The 26,501-nt window shown below is 59.3% G+C and carries 22 protein-coding genes; 10 read left to right on the forward strand and 12 right to left on the reverse strand.

The genetic code is table 11. The features are described 5' to 3' along the window. The first annotated feature begins 249 nt into the window (after positions 1-249). The 6 genes from ACN0SW_RS15825 to ACN0SW_RS15850 all read left to right on the forward strand — a co-directional run bounded on the left by ACN0SW_RS15825 (position 250) and on the right by ACN0SW_RS15850 (position 7,328). The gene (locus tag ACN0SW_RS15825; RefSeq protein ID WP_417728896.1) at positions 250-2,058 is read left to right on the forward strand and encodes a fatty acyl-AMP ligase; all 1,809 of its coding nucleotides are present in this window, start codon (positions 250-252) and stop codon (positions 2,056-2,058) included. Next, a complete protein-coding gene (locus ACN0SW_RS15830) occupies positions 2,055-3,017 on the forward strand; it encodes an NAD-dependent epimerase/dehydratase family protein (protein WP_417728897.1) in 963 nt (320 codons plus the stop codon). The genes ACN0SW_RS15825 and ACN0SW_RS15830 overlap by 4 nt, the downstream gene beginning before the upstream one ends. Beyond that, positions 3,007-3,273, forward strand: a complete 267-nt coding sequence (locus tag ACN0SW_RS15835; protein ID WP_417728898.1) for an acyl carrier protein — start codon at positions 3,007-3,009, stop codon at positions 3,271-3,273. The genes ACN0SW_RS15830 and ACN0SW_RS15835 overlap by 11 nt, the downstream gene beginning before the upstream one ends. After that, positions 3,270-4,487: a serine palmitoyltransferase gene (spt, locus tag ACN0SW_RS15840; RefSeq protein ID WP_417728899.1), complete on the forward strand. Its 1,218-nt coding sequence runs from the start codon at positions 3,270-3,272 to the stop codon at positions 4,485-4,487. Before ACN0SW_RS15835 ends, spt begins: the two co-directional genes overlap by 4 nt. 50 nt (positions 4,488-4,537) lie before the next feature. Next, complete coding sequence (locus ACN0SW_RS15845) at positions 4,538-5,503, forward strand: metallophosphoesterase family protein (RefSeq protein ID WP_417728900.1); 966 nt, start codon at positions 4,538-4,540, stop codon at positions 5,501-5,503. A gap of 121 nt (positions 5,504-5,624) precedes the next feature. Next, positions 5,625-7,328: an ABC transporter ATP-binding protein gene (locus ACN0SW_RS15850; RefSeq protein WP_417728901.1), complete on the forward strand. Its 1,704-nt coding sequence runs from the start codon at positions 5,625-5,627 to the stop codon at positions 7,326-7,328. Here ACN0SW_RS15850 and ACN0SW_RS15855 read toward each other — a convergent pair. Genes ACN0SW_RS15855 through ACN0SW_RS15870 form a run of 4 tightly spaced genes read right to left on the reverse strand, consistent with a single transcriptional unit; the run spans position 7,315 to position 11,136 of the window. Beyond that, on the reverse strand, positions 7,315-8,478 hold the full coding sequence (locus ACN0SW_RS15855) for a mitochondrial fission ELM1 family protein (RefSeq protein WP_417728902.1): 1,164 nt from the start codon (positions 8,476-8,478) through the stop codon (positions 7,315-7,317). The genes ACN0SW_RS15850 and ACN0SW_RS15855 overlap by 14 nt on opposite strands. A 7-nt stretch (positions 8,479-8,485) precedes the next feature. After that, complete coding sequence (locus ACN0SW_RS15860; protein WP_417728903.1) at positions 8,486-9,439, reverse strand: lysophospholipid acyltransferase family protein; 954 nt, start codon at positions 9,437-9,439, stop codon at positions 8,486-8,488. A gap of 54 nt (positions 9,440-9,493) precedes the next feature. After that, entirely contained in the window at positions 9,494-10,141 is a 648-nt protein-coding gene (locus tag ACN0SW_RS15865) for a sterol desaturase family protein (protein ID WP_417728904.1), read from the reverse strand. Between the two features lie 26 nt (positions 10,142-10,167). Further along, positions 10,168-11,136, reverse strand: coding sequence for a lysophospholipid acyltransferase family protein (locus ACN0SW_RS15870; RefSeq protein ID WP_417728905.1), 969 nt, complete (start codon positions 11,134-11,136; stop codon positions 10,168-10,170). 238 nt (positions 11,137-11,374) lie between these two features. On the opposite strand from ACN0SW_RS15870, the gene ACN0SW_RS15875 reads away from it, so the two are divergent. Both ACN0SW_RS15875 and ACN0SW_RS15880 read left to right on the forward strand, forming a co-directional pair. Beyond that, positions 11,375-12,526, forward strand: coding sequence for a GNAT family N-acetyltransferase (locus tag ACN0SW_RS15875; RefSeq protein ID WP_417728906.1), 1,152 nt, complete (start codon positions 11,375-11,377; stop codon positions 12,524-12,526). Positions 12,527-12,574: 48 nt separating this feature from the next. After that, positions 12,575-13,396: a nucleotidyltransferase family protein gene (locus ACN0SW_RS15880; protein ID WP_417728907.1), complete on the forward strand. Its 822-nt coding sequence runs from the start codon at positions 12,575-12,577 to the stop codon at positions 13,394-13,396. Between the two features lie 36 nt (positions 13,397-13,432). Here the strand turns inward: ACN0SW_RS15880 and ACN0SW_RS15885 are convergent, their stop codons facing one another. Further along, positions 13,433-14,362 carry a sulfotransferase domain-containing protein gene (locus ACN0SW_RS15885; RefSeq protein WP_417728908.1) on the reverse strand — a complete coding sequence of 310 codons (930 nt, stop codon included), beginning with the start codon at positions 14,360-14,362 and terminating at the stop codon, positions 13,433-13,435. A gap of 153 nt (positions 14,363-14,515) precedes the next feature. On the opposite strand from ACN0SW_RS15885, the gene ACN0SW_RS15890 reads away from it, so the two are divergent. Continuing rightward, positions 14,516-15,613 (forward strand): mitochondrial fission ELM1 family protein, encoded by a 1,098-nt coding sequence (locus ACN0SW_RS15890; protein ID WP_417728909.1) that lies wholly within the window; start codon positions 14,516-14,518, stop codon positions 15,611-15,613. Positions 15,614-15,645: 32 nt separating this feature from the next. On the opposite strand, the gene ACN0SW_RS15895 is transcribed toward ACN0SW_RS15890, so the two are convergent. The 7 genes from ACN0SW_RS15895 to ACN0SW_RS15925 form a co-directional block, all read right to left on the reverse strand. After that, positions 15,646-16,596, reverse strand: a complete 951-nt coding sequence (locus tag ACN0SW_RS15895; RefSeq protein ID WP_417728910.1) for a hypothetical protein — start codon at positions 16,594-16,596, stop codon at positions 15,646-15,648. Between the two features lie 190 nt (positions 16,597-16,786). After that, a complete protein-coding gene (locus ACN0SW_RS15900) occupies positions 16,787-17,746 on the reverse strand; it encodes a hypothetical protein (protein ID WP_417728911.1) in 960 nt (319 codons plus the stop codon). A 77-nt stretch (positions 17,747-17,823) separates the two neighbouring features. After that, entirely contained in the window at positions 17,824-18,810 is a 987-nt protein-coding gene (locus ACN0SW_RS15905; RefSeq protein ID WP_417728912.1) for a diacylglycerol/lipid kinase family protein, read from the reverse strand. A 1-nt stretch (position 18,811) separates the two neighbouring features. Continuing rightward, the gene (locus ACN0SW_RS15910; protein WP_417728913.1) at positions 18,812-19,963 is read right to left on the reverse strand and encodes a mitochondrial fission ELM1 family protein; all 1,152 of its coding nucleotides are present in this window, start codon (positions 19,961-19,963) and stop codon (positions 18,812-18,814) included. Next, positions 19,960-20,943, reverse strand: coding sequence for a sulfotransferase domain-containing protein (locus ACN0SW_RS15915; protein WP_417728914.1), 984 nt, complete (start codon positions 20,941-20,943; stop codon positions 19,960-19,962). Before ACN0SW_RS15915 ends, ACN0SW_RS15910 begins: the two co-directional genes overlap by 4 nt. 215 nt (positions 20,944-21,158) lie before the next feature. Next, positions 21,159-23,123 (reverse strand): acyltransferase family protein, encoded by a 1,965-nt coding sequence (locus ACN0SW_RS15920; RefSeq protein WP_417728915.1) that lies wholly within the window; start codon positions 23,121-23,123, stop codon positions 21,159-21,161. Positions 23,124-23,157: 34 nt separating this feature from the next. Further along, entirely contained in the window at positions 23,158-23,835 is a 678-nt protein-coding gene (locus ACN0SW_RS15925) for a class I SAM-dependent methyltransferase (protein WP_417728916.1), read from the reverse strand. 296 nt (positions 23,836-24,131) lie between these two features. Between ACN0SW_RS15925 and ACN0SW_RS15930 the strand changes: the two genes are divergently transcribed. Then, positions 24,132-26,501, forward strand: a 2,370-nt coding sequence (locus tag ACN0SW_RS15930) for a calcium-binding protein (RefSeq protein WP_417728917.1), incomplete at its 3' end; no start/stop codon positions are given.

Consider the following 26,501-nt stretch of genomic DNA (forward strand, 5'->3'; position numbering starts at 1 on the left):
CCGAAGCATCCATTGCGGGTGCGACAATGGCGCTGGTGAACGCCTCGCACGGAAACTGCGAAACAATGTCCGATTGGATCGCGCCCAGCAGAATCGGGCCATTTTACGGCTCGGAATGGCCCATGCCCGACCTGTGCCACACTCTTGACGTGAAACGCTAGCTTGTGCCAGTAGAGGCCCAGTTACAATATACTTGGTATGACTAAGCTCAAACCGAAAGCATTCGGAACCGAAATAAGGATAATTGAGATGCAGGCGACAGGCAGTTCGCAACCCCTCGCGTTGCGGCGGGCAGACTTCCCGACTCTTATTGAGGCTCTCGACTATGCAGCCAAGGGTGAGACCGGGGTCAATTTCTATAACGCCCGCGGAGAACTGTACGCAAGCTCCACCTATGCCGATCTTCAGGCTGATGTGATCGAACTTGCACATCGTCTTCTGAGCTTGGGTGTCGAGCCGGGTGGGCGGGTTGGCCTTGTTGCAGAAACCTCACCGCATTTCGTACGGTTCTTCTGGGCCTGCCAGTATGCCGGGCTTGTTCCGGTTCCGTTGCCCGCCACGATGCACATTGGGGGCCATGCGGGCTATGTCGCGCAATTGCGGGGGCTGATCCAAAACTGTGGTGCGACGGTTGCGATGGCCCCGACCGAGTGGATGAGCTTTCTTGAGGAAGCCACGGCAGGCTCTGATCTGACCTTTGTTGGCACGCCCGAGGATTTCGACAGTCTTGCGCCTTCGGCACAAGACCTGCCACCGGTATCGCCCGACAGCATCGCCTATATTCAATATACCTCGGGCAGCACCCGCTTTCCGCGCGGCGTGGTCATCGACCATGCGACCGTGCTCGCCAACATCAATGATATGGCGACCCACGGGCTCAAGATGAATGACCGGGATCGGTTTGGATCATGGCTGCCATTTTACCACGATATGGGCCTTGTCGCCTTTATCATGATGCCGATGGCCACTCAGCGTTCCGTCGATTTTCTGGGAACGCAGGATTTCGCCATGCGTCCGCGCAAATGGCTCGAGATGATGTCGACCAATCAGACAACCATCACCTCCGGACCTCCCTTTGGCTATGATCTCGCCGCGATGCGGGTGCGTCCGAGCGATGCCGAACAGTGGGATTTGAGCGCGCTGCGCGTTGCCTGCGTCGGTGCTGAAATGATCAATCCCGAGCCGCTGAAACGCTTTGCCGAAGCGCTCGCGCCGTCGGGGTTCAAATCGACCGCGTTTCTGCCCTGTTACGGCATGGCTGAATGTTCTCTTGGCATCAGCTTTGCCGGTCTGGATGAAGAGTTGAACATCGACTATGTCGATGCGGAACAGATGCAGCAAGACAGCGTTGCCCAACCGCTCGATCCGCAGGACGCCGTCAAATCCAAGCGCCGCGTTGCGCGTTATGTGGATTGCGGTGCGCTATTGCCCAGCTTTGAAGTGTCGGTTCGTGATGAAAACGGCACGCCGCTTCCTGAACGTCAGGCCGGGGTCATTCATCTGCGCGGTCCAAGCGTGATGAGCCGGTATTTCCAGGACGAGGCCACCACTCAGGAATGCCTGAGCGCGGATGGCTGGCTCGACACCGGCGATATTGGATACATGGCGGACGGGCGGCTGTTTTTGACCGGGCGTCAAAAGGACATGATCATCATCCACGGCCGTAACATCTGGCCCGAGGATCTGGAATATCTGGCAAAAACTCAGCCGGGCGTCAATTACACCGACGCCGCAGCCTTCTCGGTGCCCTCCGAAGTGGACCAGCAGGAAACGGCGGTTCTGGTGGTGCAATGCCGTGAGCGCGACGAGATCAAGCGCGCGCGTCTGAGCAAAACCATCGCGTCCTTGGTGCGCTCCGAATTCGGTATTGATTGCGTCATCGAACTGGTGCCGACACGCACGTTGCCCCGCACATCTTCGGGCAAGCTGGCACGGGCTCGGGCGCGGCTCGACTTCCTTGACAGACGCCGTGCCGCCAAAATCCAAGTCCAGCCGGAACCTATCGAAAGCCTGCCTGTAGAGCAGCAGGGCAGGGCGCCGATCCGTTACATCGCATGAATGGACCCGTTGCGGTAACGGGTGCATCAGGCTTTGTCGGGCAGGCCCTGATCGGGCAGCTACTTGCTGCGGGTCGATCGGTGCGCGCGCTGGTTCACCGGCAGCCGCTGACAATCAGCCACCCGGATCTGGAAACGGTTACGGGTGGTTTGTCGGACGAGCGCGCCGTGGCGCGGTTGCTGGACGGGGCAGGGGCGGTGGTCCATGTCGCAGGACGGGTGCGTGGCCGCACCGATGCCGATTTTCTTGTGGTGAATGCCAAGGGCGTGTCTACGGTCGCGCGGGCTGCATTGGCCTCTCAGTCCGTGACCCGGCTGATCCTGATTTCCTCATTGGCCGCGCGCGCGCCGCACCTGTCGCCCTACGCCGCCAGCAAACGCGCGGGCGAAGACCGGCTGTCGGCGGCAACCATGACCACAGATCTGTCCACGGCCGTATTGCGCCCGCCGGCAGTCTATGGTCCCGGTGACCGTGAACTGGTGCCGCTCTTTCTGATGATGGCGCGTGGCCTCAGTCCGATGCCAAGCGTACCGAATGCGCGCGCCTCATTGCTGCATGTGGATGACCTTGCGCAAGCGATTGTCAAACTTCTGGACAGCACCGCGCAGGGTACTTATGAACTCCACGACGGGCATGGATTGGGGTATAGCTGGGACGAGATTGCTACCATCGTCGAAGGCGTCGCAGGGCGGGGTCGCGGCTGGCGTTTCAGGATACCCGAGACCGCACTAAGATCCGTCGCCATGGTCAATATGCTTGGCGCGCGCCTGTTTGGGTACATGCCGATGCTGACACCCGGCAAGGTTAACGAATTACGCCATCCGGATTGGGTGTGCGACAACACCGAAATTAGCCGCGCCACAGGCTGGCAGCCGCTGATTCCTCTGGAGGACGGGCTATCTTCTTTGGTTAAGAGGGTGCCGTCGAAATCTGATAAGGGCATATCGAATGTCACATGAGACCCAAGACCTCGAACAAGAGATCATGCAGACGCTGTTTCAGCGCCTTGCCAAGTTTCCGATCAAATCTGGCGAATTGACCGCAGAAACAAGCCTTGTGGCCGATATGAGCCTCGACTCGATCAACATGATGGAACTGCTGATGGAGGTGGAAGACACCTTTGACGTCAGTTTCCCGTTGAACATGATGGCCAATGTCACCACGGTCCAAAACCTCGCCGATCAAATCAAACAACTCGTTGAAAACAAATCATGAGCATTTCAGAACGCTTCGCCGAACTGGCGCATCTGCGTGACGCATTGGGCGCCGTCGAGGCAGACCCGAGCCGGATCGTCATGCAAAAAATCCTGTCCTCAACCGAGGCGGTGATTGGCAACCGTCCCACGATCCTCGTTGGCACCAACAACTATCTTGGCCTGACCTTTGATCCAACAGTCCTTGAGGCGGCCACGTTGGCCATGCACGAGCAGGGCAGTGGCACCACCGGATCGCGCATGGCCAATGGCAGTTTTGCTGGCCATGCCGCTCTAGAGCGCGAATTTGCAGAGTTCTATGGCGTTCCGTCGGCCATGATCTTTTCAACCGGTTACCAGACCAACCTTGGCCTTTTGATGGCCATTCTCCGACCGGGCGACAAGGTGGTTCTCGACTCCCACAGCCATGCCTGTATCTATGACGGCTGCCGCATCAGTGGCGCGGATTTTATGGCTTTCCGGCACAATGATCCCGACGATCTGCGCAAGCGGCTCAGACGCCTCGGAGCCGAGGCCAAAGGCGCGCTCGTGATTGCAGAGGGACTCTACAGCATGCTGGGTGACGTGGCCCCGCTGGCGGAACTCTGTGCCATTGCCAAGGAATACGGCGCATGGTTCATGGTCGATGAGGCCCATTCCTTTGGGGTTTATGGTGATAGGGGGCTGGGGCTCTGTGAAGAGGCTGGCATTCTGGATCAGGTCGATTTCATCACCGGCACATTCAGCAAGAGCCTTGCCTCTCTCGGCGGCTTCTGTGTGAGCCGCCATCCCGAGATGCAATTGCTACGCTATGGCAGCCGCCCGTATATCTTTACTGCCTCATCCAGCCCGGCCAACATCGCCGCCGCCGATGCCGCGCTCCGGGCGATCCGTACCCGGCCAGAGCTCAAGGCAAAGCTCTGGGCCAATGCCGAACGCCTCTATGACGGCCTGAAGGCCGCAGGCTATGAGCTGGCCGCCTCGGTCAGCCCGGTTATCGCGGTGCGCGTGCCATCAAGAGAAGAGGGTGCGCGGATATGGAACGCGCTTTTGGCCGAAGGTGTCTATGTCAATCTGGTATTGCCACCGGCAGCGCCCGAAGGTGAGGCGTTGCTCCGTTGCAGCATGAGTGCCGCGCATAGCTTTGAGCAGATCGACACGATTGTGGCGGCGTTCAAGCATGTCTCGGCCAGTGCCGAAATCCCCACCACCAGCCAGAGTGCCGGCGCGCATTAGGCATTCGGGCCGGGATAAATCCCCGGCCCGTAGACCCCATGACGGTAAGTATGGCAATGGCAATGCAGGCCCCCAAAGACCCCAAGTCGCGAGCAGGGGCAATGCTGGCGCATCTGTCGGACCCGCACCTGCCGTTGTCCGGTGGCGTGCCGCTGCGCGCCGTGCTGAACAAGCGCCTGCTTGGCCTCTTGTCGTGGCATTTGAAACGGCACCGCCGCCATCGGCCTGAAACACTGACTCGGCTGATCGCAGACCTGCGGTGCCAGTCCCCTGATCTGATCGCGGTGACCGGGGATCTGACCAACCTTGGCCTGGACAGTGAATACCGCGCGGCCCGCACTTGGCTAGAAGGGCTGGGCGATCCACGCCATGTCATGGTCATTCCCGGCAATCACGAGGCGCTGATTGACGGCGCCTGGGACCGTGGGGCGGCATCTTGGCAACCCTATTGGCAAGGCGATGAGGCCCTTCGGACCACGGATGTTGCACAGGCCTTTCCCGTCTTGCGCCGACGGGGCCCGCTGGCCCTGATTGGCACCTCAAGTGCCATTGCCACGCCCTTGGGGTTTGCCTCAGGCGAAATGGGCAAGGCTCAGCTTGATCGGCTTGCTGCCTTGCTACGGCGCACCCGCAGCGAGGGGCTGTTTCGGGTGCTCATGATCCATCACCCACCGCTCGACGGGACGGTCGTGGCGCGCAAACATCTGCGCGACGGCGCAGCCCTCCGAGCCTTGCTGCAAACCGAGGGCGTCGAGCTGGTCCTGCATGGCCACAGCCACAGAAGCCATCAGCAGAGCTTGACAACGCGCGACGGGTCTGTGCCGGTGATCGGGGTTCCTTCGGCCTCTTCGATGCACCACGAGGCGGCGGCCTATAACCTTTACAATATTGTTCCTACAGATACGGGATGGAGCGTGACCCTCACAACCCGACGTTTGGGCGAGGGTCAGAAAATGGAGACGGGTCGATGCGTCAGTTTGACAATACCGCGCCCGCACGCGGCATGCGCGTCATGACACGGCCCCTCGATACCGGTTCAAGACCGATTGCGGCAGGCAGTTTGACCGCATGCCGCAACTACAGGATAACTGTGCATCCGGTGCGCAATTCGTCCGACCAAGACACGAAAGTCCTCTCATGCGTTTGATGCTGAACCTTTTCCGCGCCTATCCGATGGCCAGTTTCCTCATGGTGCTGGCCCTGTTCTTTTCGGGTTTGGCCGAGGGGCTGGGTGTTTCCGCGATGCTGCCCATGCTCAAGATCGCGCTCTATTCCGACCAGTCTGCGGCCACGGCGGAACCTCCGGGCGCGATGGAGCAGGTGGTGCTGGATGCCCTCGCTTGGGCCGGAATTCCCGCCACGCTGGGTGCTTTGCTGATATTGATCGTGGTTGCGGCTTGTTTCAAGGCGGTCTTGCTCTTGGTCGCACAGCGTCAGGTCGGCTATACCGCCGCGCAGGTCGGAACCGATCTGCGGCTGCAAATCCTGCGCAACATGATGCGCAGCCGCTGGCACTTTTTCCTGCACCAGCCGACGGGCAAGCTGACCAACGCGCTCGCAACCGAGGCACAACGCGCGGCAGATGGCTATATGTTCGGTGCCACTGCACTCACCTTCTTCATTCAGGCGCTTGTGTATGCCTCTGTCGCCGTTTTGATATCGTGGAAGGCGACACTGCTTAGCCTGATTGGCGGGATCGTGATCATCGGACTGTCGCATTTTCTGGTGCGCATGACCCGCAAGGCGGGCAAGAAACAAACCGATCTGATGGTCTCGTTGATGTCGCATCTGACAGACACCCTGCAATCGGTCAAACCGCTCAAGGCAATGGCGCGTGAACATCTCGCGGATGAATTGCTGAAGCACGAGACCAACCGGCTGAACAAGGCGCTGCGCCGTCAGGTGCTGGCAAGTGCCGCTCTCAATTCCGGTCAGGACCTGATGTTCGTGATGATCATCGCCTTTGGCGTTTATCTGGCCTTGGGCGTCCTCTCGATGGATTTTGCCACCGTGCTCATTCTTGCGGTGACCTTGGGGCGGGCCTACAATTTTTTAGGCAAGGTTCAAAAACAGTATCAGAAACTCGTCCAATGTGAGAGCGCCTATTGGTCGCTGAAGGAAACCAACAGCCGCGCTGAAGCCGAACAAGAGCACCTTGGCGGGCATATAGCACCCGCGCTGAATACCGGAATATCGCTGCGCGACATCGCATTTTCCTATGACGGGCATTCGGTGTTTGCCGGTCTCGAACTAGACATTCCGGCGCATCAGATCACCACGCTGGTTGGCCCTTCGGGTTCTGGCAAAACCACGGTTATTGATCTTGTCATCGGTCTGTTGCGGCCCGGTGGCGGGGAAATCACCGTGGATGGCGTTCCGTTTGAGGAAATAGACCTTAAGGCGTGGCGGCGGATGGTGGGATATGTGCCACAAGAAACCGTGTTGCTCCACGACAGCATCCTTCACAATGTCTCGCTTGGGGACCCCAAGATTTCGACGGCGCGGGTCGAGCAAGCCTTGAAAAAGGCCGGGGCATGGGAGTTCGTGAACGATCTGCCCGAGGGCGTTCATACTGTAGTCGGAGAACGCGGCGGACGGCTATCCGGTGGACAGCGTCAAAGGGTTGCCATTGCACGCGCCTTGATCAACGAGCCGCAACTTCTGATCCTTGATGAGGCCACCAGCGCCCTCGATCCAGAGAGCGAGGCCGCAATCATCGAGACCCTGCGCGCGCTCCGCGAACACCTCACGATCCTTGCGATCACGCATAACAGTAGCCTCTCGGACGCGGCGGATATCGTGCACCGTCTTGCCCCTTCGGCGGGGATCAGGGCTGGGTAATCGGCTCTGAGGCCAGCGTCTGCGCGCCCTCCTCGGGCGGCGCCAACCCCATGAGCGCATTGATCCGCGCGACGGCGCGCGCCATGTCGCTTGGCGGTGGCGTCCCTTGGGGCGCCGCCACCGGCTCTCCCAGCCAGTTCATTCTGCCCGAACGCACCAGCCTGAGATGCATCTGGCTGATATCGCGTGACAGATGTTTCCAACCCCATCGCATCAGCCCCCGGTATGCCAAGGCGCCAAGGGTCAAATCGGGCCGGTCCGTGTCCTGTCGGCGCAGGGCCTCCGCCTGTTGCGTCTCTCCGAGCGCCAACAGCGTATCGCGGCGCATGCTGAAAGAGCCCGCGCTCAGATCGAACATATGCACGGGTTTCCCGGTGGCATAGGCCTCTGACAACATCGAGATGCTGTCGGCCGTCACGATGATCTCATCGGCGAGGGCGAGAAACCCGAGATAGGGGTTATCTGGATCACCGGGTGTCCAGCGATACAGATGCATGGGCACCTCTTGCTGCGCGGCAAAGGCGTCAATCGCTTGGTGCGGGGTTCGCGCGCTCGAGCTGACCAAGAGCGATCCACCACGCTTGCGCGCCAGATCCAGCGTATCGCGCAAGAGCCGCTGCGCCGCCCGTGAACCAAAGGCATAGGGGCCGCTTGATCCACCGATATTCACGGTCAGATAGGGCCGCGGCAGATGGGCAAGATCTTGGGCCCAGCGGGCCTTGGCCTCGGCCAGACGACGCGGTCCCAGCGGATGCAGGGGCAGGGCGTTGCGCAGAACATTCGGCCCGTCGGGGACCCGGTATTGCGGTGTGGTGATCACCAGATCGAACAGCGCTGGATCGGCCCACAGACGTCCCAGAAACACCAGCCGGGTGCGACCGCCCGATTGATCGCGGATCCACCGGCACACAGGTTCGTTGCGCATTGCCATGGACAGCACAAGATCGGGCCATGGCGGCGCAAGCGCATCAGAGGCCGGCACATCGATGCCCCGCAGATCCTTGCCGCGCAACAGGTTGGTGCGCATCTCGAATTTGCGGTATTTGAGGGTTTTGATCTCATAGGGCCAACCCAGCCCGTCGGCCAAGGCGCGCAATTGGGTTTTCTCGCCCGATCTGTAGGCATCCACCACCCAGACACGCGGGCTCATTATTGGCTCAGACATCAGGCGCTTTTGCCGCCGCAGGATCTGGCTTGGGCCAGCGTCGCTTCATACAGACCCATTCGCCCGGATATTCGCGGATCCAGCTTTCAAACAACGCATTCAATTGGCGGGTCAGATCAAGTATCCGCTCCGTGCGCGGGGCGTCCGGCGCGCTCGGGCTGAGCGGGGCCAATACCTCGATCCGATACCGACAGTTTGGCAAGCGCACTGCCCGGATGGGCACAAGGGTATAGCCCCGCTGGGCGAGCATGGCCGGCAAGGTGCTGGTGGGCGTCGGCACGCCGAACAACGGCACCATCTCTCCCTGATCAATCCGGGTATCAAACGCGGCGCCAACAGAACGCCCCGCCGCCAGTTCCCGCATAAGCTCGCGCGCGCCCCCCGTGCTTGGCACAAGCGGGCCACCAAATGCGCGACGTCTGGCAAGAAAGAACTTATGTAGCCACGGATTGGGCTCTTGGGTGTAAATGACGGAAATCGTCAACCCATATTCCCGCCCGATCAGGTTGCACAGTTGCCATGCGCCGACATGGGCCGTGGCAAAAACAATCGCCTCTTTGCGGTCAAAGGCGGCCTGAGCCTCTGGGTGGATCGAAAACTCCAGATGCCGCGCGCGTCGTCGCCACAGGCGACCGAGCAGAAACAACTCCGCCGCCGCAAGGCCGGTGGACCGAAAGATTTGCCGCACCACGTCCTCGCGCGCGGTTTCGCTGGCGTCTGGCAAAACAAAGGACACATTGCGCCGCACCACACGGCGCTTTTTCTCATTATAATAGCCAAACTTTCCCAGCAGACGCGAAAAGACCACGGCCGCCACCCGAAACGGGACGATCCGGGCAAATCCAAGCAAGAGATAGAAAACCGAAGCTTCCAGAAGCCAGACAGGGGTTTGGATCCAGCCAATCCGCTCAACCAGCCCCTTGGGCATCAAATAGTATTTGGCCATAGCAGGATCCCATCCCGGATCGGCGGCGCGGATATGAGGTCACGCAGCCTGCGCCTAGTCTCGACCAGACCGCTCTGTCTTGGACGGGTATGTGCGGAATATCCAGTCCCAAAAGGGAGAGCTTACCCCATATCTGCCATCCTCATTCGAAAAGTGATGACGCATGTGGTAATGCTTGAGGAACTTCAGCAGGGGGTGACGCATCGGAAAATGGTGCGTCGCATAGTGGATGTAATCATAGACCAGATAACCGATGATGAAAAACCCGGTGAACGGCTCGGCCCAAGGATAGGGCAGGACCGTGTAAAACAAGAGGTAAAGCACGGCAATGATCGGCAGCGCCCCGGCGGGCGGCATCAGCAGGCGGGTCTTGTCCTGCGGCGTGTCGTGGTGGACCCCGTGGAACAGATAGATAAACCGCTTGCCCGCGTCGGTCTTGGGCTCAAAATGGAACAGATAGCGGTGCAACAGATACTCTGCCAGCGTCCATGTCGCCAAACCGGCCACCCCGATCAACAGCAGTCCGGAAAATCCGATCCCATGCACGCTAACCGCGCGCACCAACAGCCAGATCGCCACCGGGCCCCAGACCAGCAACGGAACGATCGGATGGACATGGCTCAGCTTTTCCAGAATTGGATTGTCGAACAAGCGCACCGACTCGTCGACACGGTGGGTGCGACTGGGCTGATGATTAGACATGGGGGCACTCCTGATATGCGCCGAACTTACCCGTCTTCATATACATCGGTCTTGGCCCGAAGAACAGTAGACGGCCATATTTTGCTCGTACAAAGCCATTCTCCGGGCTTTGCCGTTATCCATTGCTCGAACTTTTCGTTGATCTGATTGGCGAGGTCAACCGCCTGATTGTCGCGGTCAAGGCCGGGGTCCCTGGGGACCAGCGGGGCATGGAAACGCACCCGAAACCGCGCCCCCGGCAAACGTTCTGCCTGCACTGGCACCAGCGGCACGCCAGACCGCAGAGCCAGTCGGGCGGGCAGGATAGAGGTCTCTTTCCCCTCGCCAAAAAACGGGAGCGATTTGCCCCCTTCGATGCGCCTGTCAGTGATCATCATCGGAGAACGGCCTGATTTCAACGCATCCATAAAGGCGCGCAGCCCGTCATCACGCGACACCAGATCGCATCCCAGAACGCTGCGATAGTTCAGCATCAGCCGGTCGAGCCAAGGATTGGACAGCGGCGCGTACATCGCGCGCGCCGGAATGCCAAGCCGGGTAATCGCAAGCGCGATCACTTCCCAATTGGCCAAATGCGCCGCAACAAACACCGCAGGTGGGTGCGGCGCAGTATAGGCGGGAATTTGCTCGAGTATTTCAATACTGATACAATTCCGCCGAATATCACCAATCTTGTGAAGATTGGGATACTCCGCCAAAACCGAGCCCGCATTGCCCCAGACCTCATCCGCGAGTCGGCTGATCTCAGCGGGGGATTTCTCTGGCAAAACAAGCGAGAGGTTGGCGCGCACATGCTGGGATCGCCGATAGGCGATTTTGCCAAAGAGCGTCCCAAGACGCCTCCCAAGCCCCGAGGCCCAAGCCAAGGGCAAAACCCTGAAAAGCCCCATGAACGTGGAGACAAGAACATAATCGACGAACCACAGGATGTTTCGAACGAAAGCATTGTTGAATGCTCTGTGACGTTGCGCATTCGCGAGAATGAATTTGGCCAATGTGACTCGACTTCTTCATGTGCAGTGTGGATACTCGCCACGTTATTTGAGGCTAGGTGCTGGAATTGCAAGCAGTTTCCGTGATTTGTCCAGCCCGTGCGCCTCTGGGGTCAGGGATGGGTATGCGCCGCCACCTCAGGTTGCCGTCAGGGTGGGGCGTGGACAGTCTCATGGTATCTGTTATCTGCCATCCGCGCATATCAAGGGCAGGATCCATTCACTGCAAGAAAGGCACTTCATGTCAGTAGCAAAGTCTGATCGCAATCAGATCAGCTTGGTCGAAGCCAAGAGCGGTCAAACGATACAGGATTTCCTGCATCTGCCCGATCGCATTTACGCCAATGATCCGGCATGGATTGCGCCGCTGATGTTCGAGCAGAAAGAGCGCGTATTCAACAACAAGCCGCTGTTTGAGCATTGCGACGTCGCCTGCTGGGTGGCCTATCGGGATGGTGCGCCGGTGGGACGGATTACCGCGCAGCTTGACCAGCTTCAGCCGGAAGAGGACGGCGGCGGCAAGATCGGCTATTTCGGCATGTTCGAAGCCATTGATGACACCGCCGTATGCGACGCGCTGTTCGAGACCGCGCAAAACTGGCTGCGCACAAAAGGCGCGGCCTTTATGCGCGGGCCCTACAACCTGACGATCAACGAAGATCTCGGGCTCTTGGTCGAGAATTTCGACGATCCCCCGTTTATCATGATGGGCCATGCGCCGCGCTATTATCAGCAGCGCTTTGAGGATCAGGGGCTGATAAAGATCAAGGATTTGCTTACCTACAAGGTGCGCCCGGATTTTGTCGCCCCCGACGTCATGTTGAAACTGGCCGCGCGGGCCAGCCGGACGGTGACCATCCGGCCGCTCAATCCCAAGGCAAAAGCCGCCGATTTTGAGGCCATGCGTGATATCTTCAACGATGCATGGTCCGACAACTGGGGGTTTGTCCCCTTTACGCAGGCGGAATTCGCTGAAACTGCCAAGGTTCTATCTCTGCTCTTGTCCGATGATTACATTCAGTTTGCGGAAATCGACGGGCGGCCGGTGGCCTTTATCACCGCCTTCCCCAATGTCAACGAATTGATCGGTGATCTGCGCGGTCGGCTCTTGCCGTTTGGCTGGGCGAAACTGCTCTGGCGGCTCAAGGTCAAAGGCCCCCGCAGCGCGCGCGTCGCCCTGATGGGGGTGCGCAAGGAATACCAGAATTCGCGCCTTGGCCCGACCCTTGCCTTTCTGGTGATCGACGCCGTGCGCAAGGCCATGCAGCAAAGAAACGTCACGTCGGTCGAGATGGGCTGGATACTAGAAGATAATCATGGCATGCGACACATCATCGAAGCAATCGGCAGCACGATCTACAAGCGCTATCGCGTTTACCAAAAACCATTGTAGACCGGCCGAGAGCAGATCAGGAAATCAAGGCGCTGAGAAAGTGAGACCGTGAAAGACTTTACTTCCGTAATTCTCGCTGGTGAGCGGGCAGACCGTGATGCTCTGCGTGATGAAACCGGCGTGGCCTGCAAGGCGCTGCTTGACATAGATGGAACGATCATGATCCGCCGCGTGATAAACGCGCTCGAGCAGGCCTCCTCTATTGCCTCGATCCACCTGAGCGGCCCCACCGAAGCCTGCGTCAAAAGCGATGCCGGGCTGACGGAACTCATGGCGCAGAACCGGGTGGACTGGACCGCTCCCGGTGTCTCTCCCAGCACCAGCGCGCATGAGATGCTCAGCCGGTTTCCCGCAACACAGCCGGTGTTGATCACCACCGCCGACCATCCTTTGCTGACGGGTGAAATTGTCGATCACTTCTGCCGTGGCAGCGCCAAGAGCGGCTGTGACGTGGTGATCGGTCTGGCCCCCTATGATCTGGTCAGAGATACCTATCCCGACCTGAAGAAAACTGTGCTTCAGTTCCGTGACGGTGGCTATTGCGGCTGCAACCTCTTCGCCTTCATGACGCAAGAAGGGCGTGGCGTGGCCGATTTCTGGCGACGTGTCGAAAAGGACCGTAAAAAGCCGCTCGTGGTGATCCGGCTCTTGGGGCTCTGGGCCTTGCTGCGCTACAGGCTTGGCTGGCTCAGTCTCGATCAGGCGCTTGCGGGCCTGTCCCGCCGCGTCGGCCTGCGCATTGGCGTCGTGATCCTGCCCTTTGCGCATGCCTCAGTGGATGTGGATTCGGTGTCTGACTATCTGCTGGTGCAACGCTACAGCAAGGAGGCGGCAGAGCGTAGCAAAGCCGAGTCCAGCCCCGCGGGCTAAGCCCTTGAGTGGGCAAGGGGCAATGACGTGCCCGGCTCAGCCGCCACTGTAGCCAAAGACCGGGTCAAGCACGTCCTCGACCATCCTATCAACCACGCGCAATTGCTCGGGTGTGAAATAGTCGCGATAACCGCCGACCTTGCCGCGCCGCACTTTGAACGAGTCGGGATTGCTCTCGTCGCCCGGCTTGACCCGTTGACCGCTGGCCCGCATCCCCTCGTTTTTTGCCTCGCGTTTTTTCATATTCTCATAGGCGGCATAGTCCTTGGCCGCTTCGATATGGGCGGGGTCCGGTGTGGTGCCGGTGAATGTCACCACTTGGCGCAGAACCTCTGCCGGATCGCTGCGCAAATCCTCATAGCGCACCACCAGCACGTCATCCCCCAACTCTGGCACTGACCGGGCCCAGACGTTGAACGCCTCGACAATGCGCGGGATGCCGCAATCGGGATTGCACACGAAATCAAAAATATCGACCTCGGTGCCATGCGGCGGATAGGAATTCAGCGCCTTTTTCCGGGGCAACATGCGATAACGCCATTGAAAATACTGCGACACCGCGACATCGCGCGGATCACGCACCAACAGCACCAGCTTCTTGCCGCGATAATACGCAAGATTGTCCCATTGGCCGAGATAATCACGGATGTAATTGTTATGACTGAACAATACCTTCGGCGCATTTGGATTGAGCCGGTGAAAATTGTCGAACTCCAGCATATACTCGGTGTCGAGGTTGAAATGCAGCTGATAGAACCGCGACAGCATGACCCGGAACCATGTGCGTCCGCTCTTGCCCCATGACACCAGCGCCCAGTCCGCCTGTTGCAGCTTGGCATATTCCTGTTTGCCGCGCAGACGACGTTCCAGAGAGATCTTCTTGGCCTTGGGCAAGAAGAACAGAGCTGTGAGTGTCAGGTGACGCGAGGCCACCTCCCATATCTCGCGGTAGGATGTGTTGGTCATATTCAGGCAATCCAGTAAGGGATCAGGGTTTCGTGCCTTGCTCATAGAGGGTATCGCTCGGTCTTTGTATGGGTAATTTTGTCCGGATGGGGTACAGGTGCCAGTCTGTGACATGGAATGTGCAACATCGCGCGCAGAGAAAGGGAATCGTCGTTGGATCACAACAACGCATCGCCACATGGCAGGGTCTGGTGCCTTCTGGGGCGCAAGGCGGGTGACAATACGCAGGTGCTGGCACTGGCCGAGGCTTTGGGATGGCCGTTTGAGAGCAAGACGATCCTTGCCCGCAGCTGGGAATTGCTGCCGCATCTCGTGTTGGGGGCCACCCTCATGGGCATCAACCGGCAGACCTCCAGCGCATTGGCCCCGCCTTGGCCGGATTTGGTGATCAGCGCCGGACGCCGCAACGAACCCGTGGCACGGTGGATTCGTCAGCAATCGGGTGGCCTCACGCGCCTTGTGCATATCGGCCGTCCTTGGGCGCCGCCTGAGTGTTATGACCTGATTGTCAGCACGCCACAGTATTTCCTGACACCGGGGCCCAAGGTGCTGATCAATCCGCTGCCCATGCACCAGTTTACCCGCGCAGGCGTGGATGCGGCTGCACAGAAGGCGTCACCCGGCCTTGCACATCTGCCGCGCCCTTTTACCACCGTGCTGATTGGCGGCGATAGCGGCCCCTTCGTGTTTACCGCTGAAAAAGGCCGTCGTCTGGCCGAAGGCATCAACCGCCTGGTGCGCCAAACCGGTGGGACGGCTTTGGTCACCGGTAGCCCCCGCACACCTCGCGCTGTGGCAGAGGCGGTGCGCGCGACCCTCAATGTTCCCGCCGAAACCTATTGGTGGCATCAGCGCGACACCACAAACGCCAATCCCTATTCCGCCTTTCTTGGCTTGGCGGACCGGTTCGTCGTGACCGGAGAAAGCATGTCGATGCTGGCAGAGGCCGCAAGCCTTGGGCGGCCGCTCTATCTCTTTGATCCCAGCGACCCTCCGGGATGCTGGGCATGCTCTGCGCATAATTTCCGCCACAAGCCGCTCAGTCACGCCTTGGCCATGCGCTTTGCGCCGGTCCGCATGCGCCGCGACATTTCACGGATACAGAATGCGCTGGTGCAAGAGGGGCGCGCCCGCTGGATCGAGAATGCCCCTGACCTCATCGCGCAGGGGGAGACTTGGACAGAAAAAATGCGCTCCGGCCCATTGGACGGAGCGCATAAAGCGGCGGCACGGGTCCGCGCACTGTTCTAACCGGCGCGGCCTTGGGCCGCGCCATATATCACTCAGGCCGCGCGGGCGAGATTGCCGGTGCTCAGGGGATGCGCCGGGGCAGGGGGCAGGCTGGGCACGCGCGCCAGCACTTCAAGCGCATCGTGGCGGACATGGTTTTCTTCCATTTCCTTGCGCAGGAACTCTTCCGTGAGCTTGCCTTGCTCAACACATTCCTTGACCAGACCCCAGAAGAAATTCTCCTGGTTCTTGTCCGGATGCTCTTTGTAATTGCCCATCAGGCCATACTCGCCGAAAATCTTGCGGCGCAAGCGTAGAATCCAAGCGGCTGGCGGGAACAGGCGGAACCGCTCTGCGGGGCGCCAATCCACCGGCAGGCCGGTTTTCCACGGCTGCGTCTTGCGGCGGGTGGTATGCAGCATTTTGGTGTCGGTGGTGAATTTATCGAAATCATTCCATTCGGTTTCAATAAATTCGAGAGTTTCAGGGTTTTCGTCGCGCAGACCAATCCAGCGCGAATAGTCGTGATCGCCGTCGAACATGGCGTTGAATTGCTCTTCAACCTTCCAATGCTTCAACTGCGCGCAATCGAGCAGCATTACAGAGCTGGCATAGGCCTTGTCGATCAGGCCCTTGGTGCCAGAGCGCATGCGCGCCATGACGGCCTTGCCCTTCATGTCGCGGCTCAGCAATTCCCAGATGTCGGCGCAGGCAAACACGTCCGGGTCAATGACCACGGCGCGGCCTTCATAGCCCATCAGTTCGGGGGGCATAAAGCGGGTCGGGGTAAAGGATTGAAGATCCTCGTTCAGCCAGACGCGCTTGACGCCGTCGCGCATATATTCCTGACCTTCGCGGGCCATGAAGAACGGGTAATTCCGGCTGTTGACTATATGCACGTCAAATTTATCATTATTGGTAGAGTAGCGGCGCAGCGCATGTTCTGCGACAATGGCGCCGACGATCTGCTTGTGGTTCGTCTGGATGAATACTGCGTGTTTCATGGTGGGGGATCCGCAACCTCGGTTTTTTTGTTCTGAGCGGCTCTATACAGGAGTTTTTTCTGAGACGCCATGTCCAGAAACACAATTAAAACTGTCGTGTATTGATCTGGATCAGAGATTGGGCCGAATGCTACGCTTTTGTAACCAAAACGTGGCCTGATACGCGGGTTCCCGCCCATGCACAGGGCCTTTAGCGAAACACCCCGCGCCGGTAGAGATGGCGCATGAATCCCCAGATATGGATCAGTGGACGCCGGCGGACCTTATCGGGGATTTCAACCACCTGCCCGGAATGACGCGAGAGTTTCCACGCAAGGTAATCCAGCCCGCCCTCAAAGGTGAACAGCCCCTTGATCAACCGCGCCACCGAGAGCGCCTTGCCCTGAATGCGTCGCACCGCCCATAGCGCCGGGGCCAGACGACGTGCCCAAACTCCGGCGCGGCTGTGGTAAACCAGCGTGCCGTCACGCTCTTCAATCTGCAGAACGCCACCAAGGCGCGGCAACAGTCCCCGCGTCAGAGATTCGAAAAACGCGCGCCCATGTCCCGCCAGTTCAGCGGCCCGGCCCTGCCGCTCGGCGCGCAATTCGGTGGCATAGCTCAACGCCAGCGCACCTTGCCATAAATCATCGAGCCCGCCTTCGGGGGGCAATGCCGGAACCGCGCGGCGCAAGAGGGTTTCTCCCGCCTGAAAAAATGCCGCGTGCAAACGCTGCCGGGTCGCCTCAGAGTCGCACCAGACCGGTTTGACCGGCTGTGCGAACCGCCCCCAAAGATACGAGTGAAACCAGCCGGGGCCAGTGCCGCGCTCAAATTGCGACAGGCTGAGCACCGCGTATTTGCAACGCACCGTCTGAGAACCCAGTGAAGTTTCCAGATAATAGACATTCGGCGGCAGCAACCGCCCCCCGAGACGCAGCCAAAGCCGCGGCTCGGCACGGGGTGTGCTCTCGACCAAGACATAGAAATCAACCAACCCTTCCATTAGCTCGGTGCTGCGCAGACAGGACCCATACAGAATCACGGCCTGCAATCCAGCCCCAAACCGGCATTCCAACGCGGTCATCAACGCGCGCAGCGCCGGAGAACTCTCCAGCGTGGGGCCTTCGGGGGTAGGATATTCAGCCGGAAAGGGCTGCACGCCGGTCATGGATCAGATACGCCTCGAATGAATACTCTGCTGCCCGTGTTATATGCCCGCGCCACCGGGGCAAACAAGCGCTGCGCCTAGCGGGGCCGCAAGAACCGGATCGGGCCCTCTGCGGTAATCACCAGCGGAGCAGCGTCACCAGCGGTGGCGAACAGCTCGCCATCAAGATTGATCTCGCCTTCAAAGCTCAGCGCGATGCGCTCCGCGTGAAAACTCTCATAGCCATTCTGCGCGGTCACATGCCGGTTCGGATGTCCGCGCAGGATCGACGGAAAGGCGCGGGCAAATCGCAGCGCGCCGCCCCGGATTGCGGTCACTCCGATAGGCGCATCCGCCTTGGCCCAAAACGGCCTGATCCCAAGAAACAGCCGCCCTAGCGTGCTCGCGACAAGGATCAGCATCGGGGCTTCCTCGCGTGTCACCGGCGCGTCTTTGGCCCCCTGCAAGGTCATCGCCACATGGGTGGGTTGATAAAACCGGGGGTCTTGACGGATCAGGCCCCAGACCGAACGGATCAGGATCATCCCAAGGCTGATTTCGCCGCCCAAACCCCGTGAATGCACTTCTTTATGTGCAAATTTTGTGGCCTGCATGATGGCCCCGGTGCCCAGAAACATGCCATAGCGCGCATGCCCATCGGCCGCGCCCTCAACCCGCATGATGTGGCGTTCGCGAATGTCGCCGTTCAGCGGCGCCCCCCGATCAAGCCACCTGAAAAACCGCTGCAAGGCGCGCCGATGTGTTGACGCGGTGCCAATATCACCCGCCGTCATATTGGCGGTGCCGCCGGGCAGGATGATGATCAGCGGCAGATTGTCAGCGCACCAGTGGTTGAGGATCATGCCCAACGCGGCAGCAATCGTGCCGTCCCCCCCGTTGATCGCTACCACGTCGGGCCGCATTGCGGCCAACTGCGGAACAATCTCCTCTGCCTCTTGCGGCGAGCGGGTAACATAATGGCGGACCTGAGGATAGGCTGACAACCGCGCCTCGATCCGGGCCTGCCATTTGCGGTTATTGCCGCTGGTTGGATTGCTGATCACACAGACGCGCGTCTGGCTCATGTCAAACCCTCGACAAAAGCTGATCAATTCGGCCTAGGATGCGCGCGACGTCCTCATCCGTGGCCGACAGCGCGGGACGCGTCGTAGACGGGCGCTCCTTGTCGTCACCCATCCAACTGGCCAGACCTCGATCCACAAGAATCTGGTGAAACCGCGGGAAATGCCGGGTTTGTTGCATCAATCGCAGGTGATAGAGCCCCCGTGCAAACGCAAGGCGAAGAGACTCGGCAAGCCCCGTATTCCGGCGGGGTTGAAACATCCAAGCCGCCGCGCGGCGGCGCGCATCATCCAGCGTGCCCAGCCAGCCAAACGGCAGTGGCAAAATTTCGAGCGGTTTGCCAAGACGGGCCACCTCGACCTGCATCGAGATACTGTCGCCGGTTACAATGAACCGATCCGCCAGCGCCAAAAGACCGGTATACGGGTTCTCGCTCTCGGGTTGGCCCCAGTCAAACACCCGCAGCGCGTCGGGAAACCCTGCACAGATCCGGTTTAGAAATCCGTCAGGGGTGCGCCGTGATCCGACGACATAGGGCGTCCCGCCTGTCTCCAGGACCTGCGCAATCCGGGCGCGCAATCGCTCTTCCAACTCGGCGTTGTAGACAAACGGGCTGGTCGGACCGCCAATCAGAAAAACCACCAATGGACGCGGCAGATCAGCCCAGGCCGCCTGCCAGTTTTTGCGCCCCGACTCGAGCCGTTCCGGGCTGATCTTCATCAGGGGCAGATCAATCTGCATCACATTCTCAAAGGGTGCGGGCAGGGTCTCGGCGCTGGTCACGATCAGATCGAATTTCGCCATCTGATGCGAAAACCACCCGGCAGGTTTGCCCACCAGCACGATCCGCGTGCGCCCGCCCGATTGCTTCTTGATCCAGAGCGCCACATTTGCCGGGCGCCGTCCCCGCGTCAGGATCAGATCCGGCCAAGGCGGCTCAATAGGATCGCTGAGGCTCAGATCGACATGATGCAGGGTCGCGCCGACGCGCGGCTTGCCATGCACATAGCGCGGCAGCATCTCCAGATGCCGCAATTCCGAGGTCCAGCCGCGCTGCTGCGCCAGGGCCTCGGCGACAATATCGACCTGCGCATTATCGCCACGCTTGTCACTCAGAACCCGCCAGATGCGGGGGGGGGCCTTGGGCTGGCTCATTCTGCCGTTTTATCCGCGGATGCAGCCGGCCCATAGCCGTAGACCGGGTCCAGCCGTTCGGCCACCAGCGCGTCGATCACCTCGATCTGCGCATCCTCGAAATAATCCCGGTAGCCGCCCACCTTGGCGCGGCGCGTCTTGTAGCTGTCGGGGTTGCTCTGATCGCCGGGGGCCATGCGCGCGCCACTGAGGCGAAAACTGTTCTCGGCCTCTTTCTTTTTCATGTTTTCGAAATCGGCGTAGTTCACCGCCTCTTGAATGACGGTGGCATCGGCCGGAATATCAAGAAACCGGGCGACCTGTGTCAGGGTCTCATGCGGATTCGCGCGCATATCCTCGTAACGAATGAGGCTCAGCGCGCGCACCTTGTCGGTCTCACGCGCCCAGATGTTCATAAAGTCGATAATCTTGGGCAGCCCGCCCCCCTCGTGCAGCACAAAGTCATAGATCGAACTGTCGTCGCCATGCGGCAGGTATTCGTTCAAGAGCTTCTTCTCGGAGGGCATCCGAAAGCGCCACTGGAAAAACTGCGACACCGCCACATCGCGCGGATCGCGCATCATCAACAGCACTTTCTTGTCGTAGAAATCGACCTTGCTGTCGGTGTGGCCTGTGTAATCGCCGATATAATTGTCATGCGTAAAGAACAGCCTCGGCACCCGGCTGTCCATGTTGTGGAAATTGTCGAACCCGATCAGAATATCCTCGGGCAGGTCATAAACCTGCTGATAAAGCCGCGAAATCATCACCCGCAGCCATGTGCGCCCGCTTTTGCCAAATGAGACCACCACGGCATCGGCCCGTTGCAGGCTGGCATATTGCTCGCGCCCGCGCATCTGCCGCTCGGCGCGGATGCGTTCGGCCTGATCGGCCCCCTTCAGATCCATCTTCAACTTGAGAAGACGCCGACTGGCCTTGCGCCAGACGACCTTGCTTGCCTCAGGAAACGACGCACGCAAAAGACGAAATGTATCGCTCATATGCTTATCCGGACCTGTCCAGCCCCGATTGTTCGGGCTGCGGTCTTGCCTTTTTCAAACACATCAAAGGGTGACCTGGCCAGTTTGTGATCATCTGTTCGGACTGCGTCACGCATGGGCATGGCCTTTTTTTCCGTTCTCACGAAATCCATCCGGCTCGTGATTGGTTCTCGGTCGCTTACTCATTTTAGCCGAATATTGCCATATCAAAAGCATCACAGCCTGTTGGACAGCGGCCCCGCCAACGCAGCCGCAATTGTTGGTCCGAACAGATGCTCGCCGCAGGGGCTCAGATGGTCCACATCCCAGAATGTCAGACAGTCCTGCTGCACCAGCGTATCCGCGTCAAACGCCAGCGCGTCAAACAGCGAAACGTAGCGATAGGCTGACTGGTCAGCCGCCAGCGCCTTGATCTCGTCTTCCAGCAGCGAAAAGTGATCAAGCGCGACCGGGTTGAACCGCAAACGATCCGGGCTGTAGTTTTCCGGGTTGTTGAGATCCAGACGCGCCTCGGCAAATGGGCCAAGCCACACCACGTCCAACTCCTCGTGAAACTTGGCAAGATATTCCGAAGTTTTCGCGATATTGTCTTGCGCAAAGCGCGCTCTGACGCCTGTCTCGAACGCCGCATCACTGTCGCCCTCATTGCGATGATCTAGGATGTAATGCGATCCGGAGACGTGAAAAATCACTTGAGAGATGGCGGCGCGGTGCTGTTCCAGAAACGGCACTACCGCATCATAAGAGCATTTGGCCTTGTGCTGATAGGGGCGGCACCCGCCGCGCGTGAGGCCCACAAGAAACGGCAGACGTTCGGTGCTCCGCAGCGCGTTATAGATGTTCTCGGCATGGGAATCGCCCAGCACGAACACCGCTGGCCCGTGTTCCGCAGCGCAGGTTTCCAGCCGACTGGTAAAGTCATCATCCAGCTCTTCGGCCCGGAACCGGCATCCATCATCCGCAACACGGGATCTGGTGGCCTGCGGGCTGAACTGTTCGAAATTGGCGCGCGCCGCCGCATCAAGCCTGTGCTCAAGATAAAAGGCGCGGAAACCCTCGGTTTGCAGGCCTGTCAGCCCGATACCGCCCAGAATCGCCATGCAGAGCGCCGCCGCCCCAAAAAGACGGCGCGGCGCTAGATCATGCATACGCCGAAACGGTCGCTCGACATAGCGCCAGCTCAGACAGGCGATCACAAAGGCCAACACGCAGACGCCGAACAACAGCGTCGCATCATCGCGCCCGGTTCCGATCCGGGTAAACACCAAGAGCGGCACATGCCACAGATAAAGCGAGTAGCTGACCAGTCCGACAAAGACCACCGGACGCCAGCCAAGGATCTGGCCCGCAAGGCTCTGGGGGGTGGCAAAGGCGATGATCAGAACCGCGCCCAAGCAGGGCAAAAGCGCCGCCACCCCCGGAAACGCGGTCTCGTTGTCATAGGCAAAGACCGCCGTCAGGATCATTGCCAACCCCAACAATGCGGCAAGGCGAAAGCGTCCGCTGTCGCGCAGGTCCGTGCCACGCGCGCTGGTCAGCCAATAGGCCGTGAGCGCCCCCGCCATCAGCTCCCAGAGCCGCGTGTGCAGCAGGAAAAACGCGCGCGCACCCTCGCCGCGCCCAATATGCCACTGTGCAAATCCAAGACTGACAAGCGCGAGCGCAAAAAACAGGGCCGCCTGACCCTTTGGTCCCGCCCGCCAGCTCAGCAGCACCGCCATTGGAAAGAGCAGATAGAACTGTTCCTCGACCGAGAGGCTCCAATTGTGCAAAAGCGGCTTCAACTCGGCTGCTGTCGCGAAATATCCGCTCACCTCCAGAAAATAGGTATTCGCAAAGAACACCGTCGAGGCCGCGATACTGCCCGAAAACTCCTTCATCGCCGAAGGATCAAGCAAGGCCCAAGCGATTGGATAACTCACCGCCATCATCACAAACAGCGCCGGAAAGATCCGGCGAATCCGACGGCCATAGAATCCGGTCAGGGTGAAATTACCGGCCCGCCGCTCGCTCAGGATAATCGAGGTGATGAGATAGCCGGAAATGACAAAGAACACGTCTACCCCGACAAACCCACCGGGAAAGCCCGCAATCCCGGCATGGTATAGCACCACGGGCAGGATCGCGATCGCGCGCAGACCATCGACTTCGGGCCTGTATTTCATCATCGTAATGCTCATGTTACCTGTCTGGTGCCCGCTCAGCCGACGCGGATCACGCCATCCGTTCTACGGTCTGATAGGCCTTCTTGCGGTTCTTCGCGAAGCCAAACTTCTTGCGCCGCCCCGTGGCGGTCGAGGTGATGAGCCGAAAGGACACATCCGTGTGCCGCATCGAAATGGCATGAAACAGCCCCGCCCACCAATCCGGCGACCGGACCGTGCAATGCACATTCTGCCCATTGGGCAGAACCTTGACCGCCGGGTAACAGGCAACATTGGCGTAGAGAAACTTGCGCGCGTAGCTGAACATCTCATCGACGATCCAAGGCACATCCGGGGTGGTGATATGTTCCAGAACATCGGTGCAGATCACACCGTCATACTGGCAATCCGGCAATTCCTTGAATGGCTCATGCCCCGGATCGTAACAGCGGATGTCCACACCCCCCCAATATTCCTGAACACTGGGCACCACGACACCCTTTGAGATCGGAACATCGCGCAAGGTATAGCCCACACCTTTGCCCGCTCCATAATCAAGAATGCTGGTCGCGCCGGTGCGCTCGATCATCTCTTTGATACCGGGGGCATGCCGGATCAGCATCTTGCCCGGAAAGGTCTGTTTGCCGGATTTTCCGGCAGACGCCTCACCGTCTTCGTGCAGCGTCTCATACATGGCAACCATGTCGAGGTATTCGGGGCTGGGATTGCCGCGCGTATATGACGTCATTGGGGCTTCCATTCTCGCAAAGATGTGGTCCGTCGCCCGGACTGCCGACCTCATAGTGGCTAAAGCGCGGCGTTTCGATACGAAAAATGCCTCTGCCCCCCTGAAAGCGGCAAAAGAACGCACAAAACCCGCCGTGGGCGTCGCAAGACATGTCTCCAAAACTTTAATTTTTGCTGCGCCGAACTTTGTACGGTTCTTGCACGTCGATCATGTGAATGGTACGGATCGCAAAAGAGCACAATTTTATCGGTACCTATACTTACACGTTAACGGCTCTAGGTAGAGATAGGACCAATATGATTGTCATCTTTAATCAAGAGACACTAAACTCGCAGACTACGGTCACCCCAGAGATGTTTGGTGCCAATCTGACGGTCGCGACAGACATTTCCTTGCGAGATGAGGTGATTGGTCGGTTTGACGAGGCTGGCATCACCGGATTGAGATTTCCCGGCGGCTCCATCACCGAAAGCCATTTCGACATTTCGGATATTGCGGGCGGCAGTCACAATCGGACGGTCGGATCTTTTCAGAATGCGCCTGACCTTGATCTGATTGCCTTTTCCGACTTCATTGATCTGGCTGCCAGCGTTGGCGCCCGCGCGACTCTGGTCGTTCCCACTGCTGTTGGGTTCACACAGACAGCAGGCGAGGCGCTTTTGGCCGGAACCTACGGCAACCGGAGCGTATCAACCGAATATATTGCTGATGTGGTCGATTTCGTGACCGTGGCGATGCAAGAGGCGGAACAGGCCGGTGTGACCATCAAAGCCTTTGAGATCGGCAATGAATTCTGGGGCTCGGGCCGGATGACCGCACATGAATACGGCAATCTGGCAGCCGTCGTGTCCCAGACCATTGAAACCACGCTGCTGGGGCTGGGGATTGCGCGCGCCGACCAACCGGACATCGTTGTTCAAACCCTCAGCTCGGCCGGGTTGTTTTCCCCCAACGGTCACAGCACGGTCTATGTCGATGCAAGCACAGGTTTTGTCTATGAGCCTAACCAAATCGGTGGCGCCGACACACCTCCGCTCAGCCAGTTGACAGAGATGGTCGTGCCCGAGCAGGGCAATGCCCGCGTCCAGAACCTTGTTGTCATCTCCGCCTTCGAACAGAACAACGTTATCGCCCAGACAGACACCGGCGCGTTCCTTTCCATCGACACGCGAGAGGCCGCCAATGCGATCGACGGGGTGAGCGATCACTACTATGTCAGCGGCGGATTCGACTCCGTAAATACCGAGGAACAATTCGGCTTTAATCAACTCAGGCTCTGGCGTGAGAGCTTGGGGGGGCGAAACCTGACCCTGCCGGAGTTGGACTTCTACATCACCGAATGGAACTCGATCCGAAACGGAGATGTCGACATTGCCAATAACCGTGGTCTCCAGCAGGCCGCAATGAATGTCGAGATGCTCTTCGAAATGGTCTCCCAAGATGTGACCTCCGCAAATTTCTGGCCGTCTCTGTTCGATTTCAGCCGCTCGGTAACCTTGGTTTGCACCTGCCGCATGCATCTCACCATCGCCGGTGAGGCCTATTCGCAGTTGTCCCAAACCATCGGCATGACACCCGTGCTGGACTTCCGTGACGCAAACAATCTGTCCATCCACGGATTTGAATCCGGCCCGGAGTCCCTCTTCATCCTGTCAGAGCGCAGCGGCGCCGAGAACGCTTTGACGCTCGACTTCAGCACGGTGCTTCAGCCCGATGCAACCCTGTACCGGATTTCATGGACGGAGCTTTGGGATGGCGGGGCCGGAGGTCAGGATGAAGTAGCCGCGCAGACCGTGGTTGAAACCGAACTTCTCGATCTTGTCACCGCAGAAAGTCTGGATGCGTTTCTGTTGACCATGCAGGCGTGGTCCTTGGTCTACTTGCGTGTCGAGGCCGTATCGGAAGGCGTGGGCCGCAGTGTCGGCGACGCCCGCCGGGTTATAAATGTAGTCAAAGGGGATGATCCCCTCAGCCTTGGTGACGTCCTGGGCGAAGAGGATCATCACACGCACATCCTGACATCGCGTTTCATTCTGAATGGTGCCGAGGGCGATGATACTCTGCAGGGCGGCGCGGATGATGACCGGATTCAGGGCGGTGCTGGCAATGACCTGATCCTGGGCGACGTCGGTGAAGATGTGGCCGTGTTGTCCACAGTCGCGCGCACCTCCGCCCAGTTCAGGCTGATGGTTGACGGGCTGCGCGTCGCCTCTGCGCTTGGCACGGATGATCTGGTTGGCATGGAATGGATCGAATTTTCGGACCAGACGGTCAGTGTTGCCAGCTTAACCACCGCAATCATGGGCACACCGGGCATCTCCGCGGTTGCCTTGCCAGAGGGTGATACCCTCGTTGGCACCGGTGACAGTGACACCTTGACCGGTCAGGCGGGCGATGACGTGCTGTCGGGCGGGCTTGGCAATGACAGTCTCAGCGGTGGGGACGGGAATGATTCCATCTCGGCCTCGGATGGCAATGATGTGGTCCTTGGCGGGTCCGGCCATGACAGCATTGGCGGCGGTCTGGGGGATGATGCGATTGATGGCGGCGACGGCGATGATGTGATCGGCGCGGGCTTTGGCGACGATGCGGTTGTGGGCGGTCTTGGCCATGACGTGGTTGCCGGTGGTGCGGGCAATGACACGCTCGACGGCGGCGACGGCAAT

It is taken from the genome of Roseovarius sp. (assembly GCF_048262375.1).
Classification (GTDB): domain Bacteria; phylum Pseudomonadota; class Alphaproteobacteria; order Rhodobacterales; family Rhodobacteraceae; genus Roseovarius.

Coding starts and splice junctions, on each gene's coding strand:
- ACN0SW_RS15825 (WP_417728896.1), top strand. CDS start 250: ATGCAGGCGACAGGCAGTTCGCAACCCCTCGCGTTGCGGCGGGCAGAC.
- ACN0SW_RS15830 (WP_417728897.1), top strand. CDS start 2,055: ATGAATGGACCCGTTGCGGTAACGGGTGCATCAGGCTTTGTCGGGCAG.
- ACN0SW_RS15835 (WP_417728898.1), top strand. CDS start 3,007: ATGTCACATGAGACCCAAGACCTCGAACAAGAGATCATGCAGACGCTG.
- spt (WP_417728899.1), top strand. CDS start 3,270: ATGAGCATTTCAGAACGCTTCGCCGAACTGGCGCATCTGCGTGACGCA.
- ACN0SW_RS15845 (WP_417728900.1), top strand. CDS start 4,538: ATGGCAATGGCAATGCAGGCCCCCAAAGACCCCAAGTCGCGAGCAGGG.
- ACN0SW_RS15850 (WP_417728901.1), top strand. CDS start 5,625: ATGCGTTTGATGCTGAACCTTTTCCGCGCCTATCCGATGGCCAGTTTC.
- ACN0SW_RS15855 (WP_417728902.1), bottom strand. CDS start 8,478: ATGAGCCCGCGTGTCTGGGTGGTGGATGCCTACAGATCGGGCGAGAAA.
- ACN0SW_RS15860 (WP_417728903.1), bottom strand. CDS start 9,439: ATGGCCAAATACTATTTGATGCCCAAGGGGCTGGTTGAGCGGATTGGC.
- ACN0SW_RS15865 (WP_417728904.1), bottom strand. CDS start 10,141: ATGTCTAATCATCAGCCCAGTCGCACCCACCGTGTCGACGAGTCGGTG.
- ACN0SW_RS15875 (WP_417728906.1), top strand. CDS start 11,375: ATGTCAGTAGCAAAGTCTGATCGCAATCAGATCAGCTTGGTCGAAGCC.
- ACN0SW_RS15885 (WP_417728908.1), bottom strand. CDS start 14,362: ATGACCAACACATCCTACCGCGAGATATGGGAGGTGGCCTCGCGTCAC.
- ACN0SW_RS15895 (WP_417728910.1), bottom strand. CDS start 16,596: ATGAAACACGCAGTATTCATCCAGACGAACCACAAGCAGATCGTCGGC.
- ACN0SW_RS15900 (WP_417728911.1), bottom strand. CDS start 17,746: ATGACCGGCGTGCAGCCCTTTCCGGCTGAATATCCTACCCCCGAAGGC.
- ACN0SW_RS15905 (WP_417728912.1), bottom strand. CDS start 18,810: ATGAGCCAGACGCGCGTCTGTGTGATCAGCAATCCAACCAGCGGCAAT.
- ACN0SW_RS15910 (WP_417728913.1), bottom strand. CDS start 19,963: ATGAGCCAGCCCAAGGCCCCCCCCCGCATCTGGCGGGTTCTGAGTGAC.
- ACN0SW_RS15915 (WP_417728914.1), bottom strand. CDS start 20,943: ATGAGCGATACATTTCGTCTTTTGCGTGCGTCGTTTCCTGAGGCAAGC.
- ACN0SW_RS15920 (WP_417728915.1), bottom strand. CDS start 23,123: ATGAGCATTACGATGATGAAATACAGGCCCGAAGTCGATGGTCTGCGC.
- ACN0SW_RS15925 (WP_417728916.1), bottom strand. CDS start 23,835: ATGACGTCATATACGCGCGGCAATCCCAGCCCCGAATACCTCGACATG.